This window comes from Pseudoalteromonas sp. S558 (assembly GCF_005886635.1).
Lineage (GTDB): Bacteria > Pseudomonadota > Gammaproteobacteria > Enterobacterales > Alteromonadaceae > Pseudoalteromonas > Pseudoalteromonas aliena.
In genome coordinates this window covers 1-10545 of the sequence record NZ_PNDU01000277.1, presented here as the reverse complement: position 1 = coordinate 10545, position 10545 = coordinate 1, and the positions used below count along the sequence as shown (strand labels likewise).

7 protein-coding genes are annotated in these 10545 nt (G+C 40.4%); 1 reads left to right on the top strand and 6 read right to left on the bottom strand.

The genetic code is table 11. The features are described 5' to 3' along the window. Window positions 1-225 precede the first annotated feature (225 nt). Genes CWB66_RS16855 through CWB66_RS16840 form a run of 4 tightly spaced genes read right to left on the bottom strand, consistent with a single transcriptional unit; the run spans window position 226 to window position 7001 of the window. Window positions 226-1254 carry a zinc-binding dehydrogenase gene (locus CWB66_RS16855; RefSeq protein ID WP_138586273.1) on the bottom strand — a complete coding sequence of 343 codons (1029 nt, stop codon included), beginning with the start codon at window positions 1252-1254 and terminating at the stop codon, window positions 226-228. Between the two features lie 10 nt (window positions 1255-1264). Then, window positions 1265-2677, bottom strand: coding sequence for a TolC family protein (locus CWB66_RS16850; RefSeq protein ID WP_138586272.1), 1413 nt, complete (start codon window positions 2675-2677; stop codon window positions 1265-1267). Beyond that, on the bottom strand, window positions 2670-5822 hold the full coding sequence (locus CWB66_RS16845; protein ID WP_138586271.1) for an efflux RND transporter permease subunit: 3153 nt from the start codon (window positions 5820-5822) through the stop codon (window positions 2670-2672). Before CWB66_RS16845 ends, CWB66_RS16850 begins: the two co-directional genes overlap by 8 nt. 9 nt (window positions 5823-5831) lie before the next feature. After that, window positions 5832-7001 (bottom strand): efflux RND transporter periplasmic adaptor subunit, encoded by a 1170-nt coding sequence (locus CWB66_RS16840; RefSeq protein WP_138586270.1) that lies wholly within the window; start codon window positions 6999-7001, stop codon window positions 5832-5834. Between the two features lie 119 nt (window positions 7002-7120). Between CWB66_RS16840 and CWB66_RS16835 the strand changes: the two genes are divergently transcribed. Further along, complete coding sequence (locus CWB66_RS16835) at window positions 7121-8059, top strand: LysR family transcriptional regulator (protein ID WP_138586269.1); 939 nt, start codon at window positions 7121-7123, stop codon at window positions 8057-8059. Here CWB66_RS16835 and CWB66_RS16830 read toward each other — a convergent pair. Together CWB66_RS16830 and CWB66_RS16825 are read right to left on the bottom strand one after the other, a co-directional pair. Further along, entirely contained in the window at window positions 8056-9093 is a 1038-nt protein-coding gene (locus CWB66_RS16830) for a GGDEF domain-containing protein (RefSeq protein WP_138586268.1), read from the bottom strand. The genes CWB66_RS16835 and CWB66_RS16830 overlap by 4 nt on opposite strands. A gap of 164 nt (window positions 9094-9257) precedes the next feature. Beyond that, window positions 9258-10121 (bottom strand): DUF6279 family lipoprotein, encoded by an 864-nt coding sequence (locus CWB66_RS16825; RefSeq protein ID WP_138586267.1) that lies wholly within the window; start codon window positions 10119-10121, stop codon window positions 9258-9260. Between the last annotated feature and the right edge of the window lie 424 nt (window positions 10122-10545).

Sequence of the window (10545 nt, the reverse complement as noted above, 5' to 3'; positions counted from 1 at the left end):
AATATGTCCGGTTATTGACGCGTAAATTCGCCTTGTTTTCATTGAAAATCTCTGGCTAGAGAAAATAAATTTAAATATCACCATGATTCAATATGTTAGTAAATCTCTTAACCAGAGTTCAGGTTAATAAATAAAAATACGATTTGATAGAATGAAAAGAGCATAAAAAAGACATAAAAAAACGCAACATAATAATGCTGCGTTTTTAAAAAATAGCCCTAGTATTTATGGCGCTACGTGTACAACCTGTTTGCCGGTAAAGCCACCCGCCAATTGCTTATTAAGCGCATCAGACACCGCCTGTGCATTAAACTCAACGGCGGTTAGTGTCGGCGTTTTAATATCGCCATTACACGCACCTTCTAGTAATAAGTTACCCATAAAGCTTAAACGCTGTTGCGCACACAAACTATTAGCAAGCCATGCACCGCCCAGCGATACCACGCTAATGTTAGGCGCCCTACGATACATAAGCTCCTGATCAAAACAGGGTAATGGGTTTAAACATGCAATTTTGCCACAAAAACGCATTAGCTCAATATTTCGAGCTGTTGACTCTCCACCAATGGTATCGATTACTGCGTCAAAACCTTGTGGGCCGAGCTCTCTGCGAATTTTTTCACACAACTTTTTATCGTTGTAATCAAAAATCATGTCTGCACCAAGCTGCTTAACCAATTTATGGTTTCGCTTTGATGCGGTTGCAAATACGTCCGCTCCGCGCTGCTTAGCATACTGAATAGCAAATTGCCCTACGGCCCCGGCTCCTCCTTCAATAAGTATAGTATCGCCTTCGCTAATACTTAGCTTATCTAAGCTAATGAGTGCAGCCATACCAGCACACGGTAAAATAGCAGCCACTGCTGGGTTTAATCCTGCAGGCAAAACCGACACCGCATAATTAGGCACTTTTGTGTATTCACTGAGCACACCTTGATCGCCAACACTCGCGTGCCACATTACCCGTTCGCCTACATTGGGGAAAATACCTTTGCTGGCTTTTACTACCACCCCTACAGCATCAAGCCCTAAAATATGAGGATATTGCCATTTACAAAAACCCGATTTAGCAAACTGCCCATCAACGGGGTTTAAGCCAACGTACTCTACTTTTATAAGTAATTCGTTATCTGCACACTCAGGTACAGGTAACTCAACGTCAGCTAAATTGATTTGCTCATTAGGCTCTGGCAATACAATGGCACGCATAGTAAGCGGTACGGTGTATTCATGTAAAACATCAGTACTGGGCATCAATATAACTCTACTTCTTAGTGTTGCTTAAAGCATAACTCCATCGCCCGTTAAATGACTGATAGGCATTAACCTTAGCAAGTAGCGATGAAATTGTGGAATCGACAGCGTTTTCTTGCGCTATTAAAACATCCTGACGTGCATCTAACAACTCAAGATAAGGAATTTGCCCTTCTTCGTACATTGCTTGAGCTTGTAAGAATGCTTTATTTGCGAAGCTATAACGATCATCAGCAAAGCGTTTTTGTTGTGCTTGATTGGTTAAAAGCTGCAGCGAAAGTTCACTTTCGTTCACGGCTTTAAGCACCACTTGTTGATAGTCGCTGTACGCCGCTTCACTTAAAAACTGTTGTGCATCGCGTTGTGCTAAAAGTGCAGGATAACTCAGTAGCGACCACTTAATTTGTGGTGCTACTTGCCATTGCTGTTGAGTATCGCTAAAGCCATTACTACCAAGACTCACAACGCCTGCAAAGCCACTTAAACTAATATCGGGTAAAAGTGCTTTGCTTGCTGCAACACTTAAACTATTCGCTTGGCTAAAGTCGTAAAGTGCTCGGCTAATATCAGGCCTTAGTGCAATTGCGTTATTTGGCTCATTAAAAGCCACCTCAAACTGATGCTCTAAAATAGCCCGTTCATTATTTAATTCAACGTGCTGAGTTAAACGTCCTGTAAGCACAGCAAGCGTAGATAAGTCGCGGTACTTTGCATATTCAAAAGCAGGCACAAGTGCTTGTTGCTGCCTAAGCTGCGCCATTGTACGATTTAAATCAAGTTCGCTTGCAACACCTTCATCAACGCGAGCTTGTAGCACCTCAATACTTTGCTCAAGCGCCTCTATTTGCAGCGCTACAATATGCTGTTTTTCAACATTACCTTGATAGCTAACAAAGCCTTTAACAACCGCCGATACGACTTCAATTTGTAGTAAACGGACTTGCTCTGCTTGGCTCATGGCCGATGCATTTGCTGCATCAACCAGTGCCGTAATACGTCCAAATAAATCAAGCTGCCAATCAAGTGCTAAATTAGCACTCGACTGACGGCTGTTTACATCGCCTAAACCACTGCGTTTAGCACCAATTTCTACGCCACCTTGCGGCAGGTATTGTGCTTTTTGCTCACCTAGTCGTGCTAACGCACTTTTAAGCGTTAACTGGCTTGTTTGTAAATCATGATTATTTGCAAGCCCTTGGGTGACTAACAAGTCTAATTGGCTTGATCCAAGCCCTTTCCACCAGCTCGTTTCGTCAGCACCATCAAGTTGCTCTGCAACCGCCGCCTTTGCAACAAACTCATTAATTGCGTTTTGCTCACTGAGCGTATCTATTTTGCTCGCACAGCCAGATAAAAACGCAGCCACTACTACAGCACTTATTGTTAAGCGTGTTTTTAGCGTTTTATTTACTAACTTAGTCATGTGGTAACTCCTGCGATTTTTCTTTTTTATTTACAACAAGCATATAAAATACTGGGGTAAACAATAAGCCAAACACGGTTACACCAATCATGCCTGAGAACACTGCATTCCCCATTGCATGGCGCATTTCGGCTCCTGCTCCGGTTGCCAACACAAGCGGTATAACACCTGCTGTAAAGGCGATTGAAGTCATTAATATTGGACGTAAACGCATACGACACGCCGCTAATATTGCATCCATATGAGATAAACCGGTATCGTTTTTATCTTTTGCAAATTCAACCATCAGAATTGCATTTTTAGATGCTAAGGCTACCAATACTATTAACGCTATTTGCGTAAATATATTGTTATCTGAGCCTACAAACCACACACCAAGTAACGCTGAAAATATGGTCATTGGCACAATTAAAATAATAGCTAATGGTAAACGCAAGCTTTCGTACTGAGCAGCAAGCACCATAAATACCAGTAGCACTACCAGTGGGAACACATACACCATAGTATTACCCGCAAGTACTTGTTGATAAGTCACTTCTGTCCACTCGTATTCAATGCCGCTTGGCAAGTTATCAGCAAGTATTGCTTCAATAGCCAGTTGTGCTTGATCAGAGCTGTAACCAGGCGCTGGGCTGCCGTTAAGCTCTGCACTTGGATACCCGTTGTAATGCATTACACGGTCAGGGCCAATTGTTGGTGTAACCGTTAATACTGAGCCTAATGGCACCATGTTACCCGCGCGGTTTCTTACTTTTAAATTAAGAATTTGATCTGGGTCTAGGCGATAATCAGCATCTGCTTGCGCATTGACCTGATACGTACGACCAAACAAGTTAAAGTCATTCACATACACTGAGCCTAAATAAATTTGCAGTGCATTAAACACTTCATCTAGAGGGATACCTTGAATAAGCGCTTGCTCGCGATCAACATCTATATCCATTTGTGGCACTTGAATACGAAAACTTGAGTAAAGCCCCATTAACGCTGGATCTTGTTGTGCTTTACCAATAACCGTTTGCAGGCTATTAAATAATGCTTCGAACCCTTTGTTTGATCGGTCTTCAATTTGTAACTTAAAACCACCCGTTGTGCCTAGGCCTTGAATTGGCGGCGGCGGGAATACCGCGACAAATGCTTCATCAATTGCGGCAAAACGTTGGTTTAACTGCGCAGCAATCGCCATCGCCGATTTACTTGGATCGGCACGGTCTTCAAACGCGTCTAAGGGCGTAAAAACAATACCGCTGTTAGGGCTATTGGTAAAACCATTTACAGACAAACCAGGAAAAGCAACCGTATTTGCAACGCCCGGAACATCTAAGGCTATTTGTTGCATCTGTCTTAATACATCTTCTGTGCGGTCAAGGCTAGCTGCATCAGGTAATTGCGCAATTGCCACTAAATATTGCTTATCTTGCTGTGGAATAAAGCCACCAGGTACGGTATCAAACAACTTAATAGTACCGCCAACGAGTGCGACATACGCCACCATTACAATCATGCTTAAGCGAATTAGCTTTTTAACTAGTTTTTCATACCCTTTTGCACCACGGTCAAATACGCGGTTGAATGGTTGAAACAACCAGCGACCAAATAATTTATTTAATAAACGTGTAAATGCATCTGGCTTTGCATCGTGCGATTTTAACAATAACGCGGCTAATGCGGGCGAAAGTGTCAAAGAGTTAAAAGCAGAAATGACGGTTGAAATGGTAATTGTTAACGCAAATTGCTTGTAAAATTGCCCCGATAAACCGGTAATAAATGCGGTTGGAATAAACACCGCGCAAAGCACAAGTGCAATCGCAATAATAGGCCCCGTTACTTCACTCATTGCAACGCGTGTTGCTTCAAGAGGCGACAAGCCTTGCTCTATATTACGTTCAACATTTTCAACAACAACAATCGCATCATCAACAACAATACCTATAGCCAGTACTAAGCCAAATAACGATAAAGTATTAATCGATACACCCAACCACTGCATCACTGCAAACGTACCAATGAGTGAAATAGGCACCGCAATAAGTGGGATAATTGACGCACGCCATGTTTGTAAAAATACAATAACTACAATAACAACCAGTACAATGGCTTCAATCAACGTTGTAATTACAGCGTCAATAGAGCCGCGTACAAATACGGTTGGATCGTAAACAATGTCGTATTTTACCCCTTCAGGGAAGTCTTTTGATAAACGTGCCATGGTTTCGCGCACTTGATCAGATAGTTCAATCGCATTAGAACCTGGGCGTTGAAATATAGGCATGGCCAATGCTGGTTGAGTGTCTAGCTCTGCGCGAAGTGAGTAAGTATCTTGCCCTAATTCAACGCGTGCAATATCAGATAAACGTGTTAATTGCCCCTCATCACCCACTTTAATAATAACGTGTTCAAACTCTTCAATGCTGTTTAAACGCCCTTTTACATTTAACAGTATTTGAAATTGACTGTCGTTTGATACCGGCTGAGCGCCTAAACTACCTGCCGCAACTTGTTGGTTTTGCGAACGAAGTGCAGTAACAACGTCGGTTGCTGTTAATTCACGTGCCGCGAGTGCATCAGGGTTTAACCATACACGCATTGAGTATTTACCAGCACCAAATAGGCGAATATCGCCGACACCCGATAAACGTGCAATTTCATCTTTAATATACAAGTCGGCATAATTAGATAAATACGCGGTATCATGTGTTTTTTCTGGCGAATATAAATGCACCACCATGGTTAAATCGGGTGATGATTTTTCAGCAACAACACCTAAGCGCTGCACCTCTTGCGGCAAACGCGGTAATGCGCTATTTACACGGTTTTGTACTTGTACTTGAGCACGGTCTAAATCTGTACCTAGTGCAAACGTCACCGTTAGGGTCATACGTCCATCACTGGTTGCTTGTGAAAACATATACAACATGTTTTCAGTGCCGTTAATTTCTTGTTCAAGTGGTGTTGCGACCGTTTGCGCAATAACGGTTGGGTTAGCGCCTGGGTAACTCGCTGTGACAACCACTGTTGGTGGCACCACTTCAGGGTATTCACTTACCGGAAGCTGAAATAAAGAAATACCACCGGCAATTAAAATAACTAAAGACAACATAGCCGCAAATATCGGCCGTTGAATAAAAAAGTGTGAAAATTTCATCAATAAACCTTATTGCTTAGCCACTAAACGTGATTCGTCATTAGAAAGAGTGAATGCAACATCACTGCTGTCTATTGTTACTGTATTTGGCTTAATTGGCATGCCTGGGCCTACACGAGCAGGACCATTTACGGCAATGACATCACCCTGTGAAAGACCTGATGTTACTGCGCGAAGCGAACCATAACGCTCACCCACAGTGACTAATTTGTACTCAAGCACGTTATTTTCGCCAACGGTTAATACAAAGCGATTTTTTAAATCGGTGCCAATGGCTCTATCTGGCACAATAACTTGCTCAGAGATTGAGTTAGCAGCTAATTTAATGCGTGCAAATGAACCCGAGCGAAGCTGGTTGTTATCTTCATCAAACACAGCGCGCACACGCAAAGTGCCTGTAGAGGCATTGATTTGGTTATCAATAAAATTGATGTGCCCTTTGTATGAAAAATCGTTTTGCCCTACTTTTTGCATAACAACAGGTTGACGGCTAGCAGCTGTTACATTGCTAAAAGCACTGTTCCAAGTGCGTTCATCAATATCAAAGTACGCATACATTTGCTCGTTTGAGACAATACTTGTTAATACGCTTTGGCCCGCAATAATATTATTGCCTTTAGTAATATTTGCGCGCGAAATAACCCCATCAATTGGCGATACAATTGACGTAAACTCTAAATCAAGTTCAGCTGCTGTAAGCTGTGCTTGCAAAGCCGCAAGCTGCGCTTCACGTTGGCGTAAAACAGAGGTTCGAGATTCAGCCTGCTCAGTAGAGATTGCTTTACGCTGCGTTAAACGCACAGCTCGTTTAGCTTCACTTTTTGCTTGTTCTAACGCAGCTTGTGCACTGTTAATTTGCGCATCAAGGCTTGCTACAACCGCTGCAAATGGACGGTCGTCTAACTTAAATAATAAGTCGCCTTTTTTAACATTGTCGCCTTCATTAAATGCAATACGCTCAATGACACCTGATACGCGTGGCATTAACGCGACTTCTTGAGGAGACTCTAAACGCGTTGTATAGGTGTGCCAGCTTTGTACTGGTTTAACTAATACCGCTGCAACATCGATTGGTTGAAGATGCTGTGCTTGAGTCGAAGGTGCTGTGCTTTCATCGGCACAACCTGCAAGTGTTAGTAATGCGCCAGCGAGTGCAGCAGCAATTAAATGTTTTTTCATGAAGACGCTCCTTTTTTAATTAGCTTTGCATAGTACGGATTAAACCTGCGGACAAAAACCATAGATTTTTAAATTCATTAATGCCAAAATGGCATCAATAACGTAGCAAAGGTGTAATTATGGATACAACCAGTCGGCTTTTAATGCTGCTTGAAGTAGTTGAACAAGGCTCTTTTGCCAAGGCAGCTGAAATTCGTAACATTGACCGCTCTGTTATCTCTAAACAAATTAGCCGATTAGAAGATGAACTCGGTGTTAGGTTATTAAACAGAACAACTCGTTCTTTTTCGTTAACCGCTGCTGGCGCAGAAATGATAAAAAAGGCTGCTGAACTTAGAGAGTTACTCGGTGATACAATTCGTATGGCTGAGAATTACCATTTAGAGCCCCGAGGCGTATTAAAAATAACCTCATCTACGTTAATAGGTCGGCGCTATTTACAGCCTGTACTTAATGACTTTCAAAAACGTTTTCCACAAGTTGAAGTAGAGCTTCGCTTGGACGATCGTTTAGTTGATATTGTCTCTGAGGGGTTCGATTTGGCATTTAGAGTGGGAGAGCCAAAAGATTCATCTCTAATTGCACGTAAAATTGCGCGTAATCGTTTACTCATTGTTGCCGCTCCCGAGTTTATCAGCACTTATGGCATGCCATCCAGTATGGAAGAATTGGCCGAATTACCCGCCGCAAGTTATGCCAGTAATACGATGAGGGTTGAAACAGTTGATTATTACAACAGCTCGGGTGAACCATGTGAGCAAAAAATAAAAAGTGTATATCGCGCTAACGATGCCGAAGCACTGCTCATGAAAGCCATATCTGGCACAGCGTATTTTGTAGCGCCAGCATTTATAATCGGTGACGAAATTACCGATGATAAATTAATACCTATATTAACGGATGTAAAGTTGATGGATTACAGCGCAATGTATGCTGTTTATCCGCACAGAGATTTACCAGTAAGAACACGTTTATTTTTTGATGCTGTGCGCGAATACTTAGGAAAAGACAAGCCTATTTGGGAAAATAGAATACCTAATTTTGAGCAAATGTATTAAACCGATTCTAATTCAATTTTTTGATGTGTGCTTGACTTAGCATATACTTTATTACGTCCAAAGCGTTTTGCTTTATAAAGTTGTTTATCAGCTTCTTTAGCAAACTCTTCGAGTGATTGATCCTGTTGATAAGAAGCAACCCCTACACTTATAGTGATATTTATTTTTTCACCATTAATATCAATCACTGTATCCTCTATGACAGATCTTAATTTTTCAGCTGTATTTAACGCATCATCGGCATTGTTAAATGAGCTAATAAGTGCAAATTCTTCCCCACCCACTCTAAATACATACCCTTTAGCTAACGTAATTCTTAATAACGTTGCAACTTCAATAAGCACTTTGTCACCTACGTCGTGACCATATTTGTCGTTTACCTGCTTGAAGTAATCTAAATCTAATAAAAATAAGTACAACTGAGATTTATCTGTTAATTCGACCTCAAAATAATGATTCATCGAAAGTCGATTACCAGCACCCGTTAATGGGTCTAACAAGGCTAAACTTTTCAAGCGTTTAGAGGAAAGTGCTCTGCTCCCTTCAAAAACATGAGAAACAGCCCAAATACTTACATAAACAAACAGTAAATTAAGACCAAAATTTAGCGGTAAAAAAGGAAATAACGAGGCTTTATTTACTAAGATAAATACCTGTAAAAAAAGTAATGTTGCAGAAAAGATGATCCCAAAGCGCTTACCTAACAACAGGTAATACAAAACGGGTAATGCAAATGACCAAATAAACAAGCCATTTTTTATCAAAGCTAAATAGTTACCTAACACAATAACTAACGTAACTAATGCACACATAATAAGCGATTGGCGTAGTTGCAATGCATGTCTGTTTAGACGCACAAATGTGTGTACACAGTAAGCACACAGTCCCAACTCTAAATAGCCCAGTACCGCAAAATTATTAATGAGTAAATTAAACCCAGCAAAAATTAGCGATACACAACCAAAACATAAGCACATCCATCTTAAGACGTTCCTTCTTAATGCCTTAGTACTATTAAGAGCAGTAATATCCATTCAAACAACTTAATAAAAAAATAAAAATTCAGTTTAACGTGAAAAATTGAGATGACAAGCAGTGTACCTATAACAACGGTGCCTCATACGTCAAAAACACGATAGTGGCCATCTTTACTAATAATAAAACCTATCATAAATTTTTGTTGCTGGATTTGAAACGCTTAATCATTTCTAAGTTCATTAATTGTCTGCATTAAATCGTCAAAATGTTCATTAGCGCTTTTTCGTTGTTGCTTAGAAAGTGTGTTATTTAAGTCAATAAGTAAATTTATATAGAGTACTAAATTATTTTCATTCTTAGCTTTTAACTCATCACCAATAAATGCATCGCGATCGGTAATGATTATCTTAAGCTGTGTAGCAAATTGCTGTTCATCAAGTTGTAAGTTGGAAAACGTTTGCTCAAGTGCACGTAAGCGATCCCGTTTATAATCTTGCCATAGTAAAAATGTATTAATATGTTGCTCGTTAGCGGCTTTTATTAATCGCACTTGCTCAGGAGTGAGTTTGTTTAGCCATTGTTTAAAGTAATCAAACTGTTTGTCTAAACGCATGTCTTTATGTTCTTGCAAGCTGAGTTCATTGTGCTCTTTTAACTCATCATTTATATCGGCGGTTATATTATCAATAAGTTCTTTACGCTGTTTTGATGTAAGCGTTTTAGCTAACGTGATCAGAGGTTGGCTTGCATAATCAAGCAGATTTCCCCAATGACCTTTAGCAAGCGTGATTTGTTTAGTCAGCTCCTCTTTATTTAACTGTGAATTAAACATCGCTTGTAAATTTGTTAGATCTTGTTTGTATTTGAGCAGTTCAGTTTGTCTGTGCCAATTTCGCGTATTTTCAATAATTTGTTTGAGCTGTTTGGCCTGACTTTTATTTAAATCAATGTAGTCGTCTACCCAAAAAGACGAAAGCCAAGGCAAGTTATTGTAAGCAAAAGAAGTTGAGCAAGCGCTAAGTAGCAACATACTCAGCACTGTAATAATCTTCGCTATTTTTTTTATTATAATTTTACTAAACATTGTAACGCCACCTCACTACTTTAATAATATATAAACACATAATCTTTTTGATAATAGTTATCATTTAGTATTGACATGCGCGCTAATCTAATTAATAATCGTTCGCATAAACACAGTGTAACGACCTCAGTCCAAGGGCGTGTAGACCTTTCGTGATTGATTTTGCAGCAGACTGTTTGGTTTTTAGGCAAGGCAAAGTCTATGTGGTGTTCCCCATACATAGGCGATAACGCAGCATAAATGTCAAACATGCGCTGCGCCTAGATAGAACAAATTTTAATCCACAAAGGTCAACAGATGTATGGACTCCCACTTCCCTCAGGAGTAACGTAATAAGCGACTAAACTTTACCAAGGAGCCCATACATGTTTGATTGTAATGTAATAGCATTTTATTTAGCAAAAAATTTATTTCAGGTTTGGAA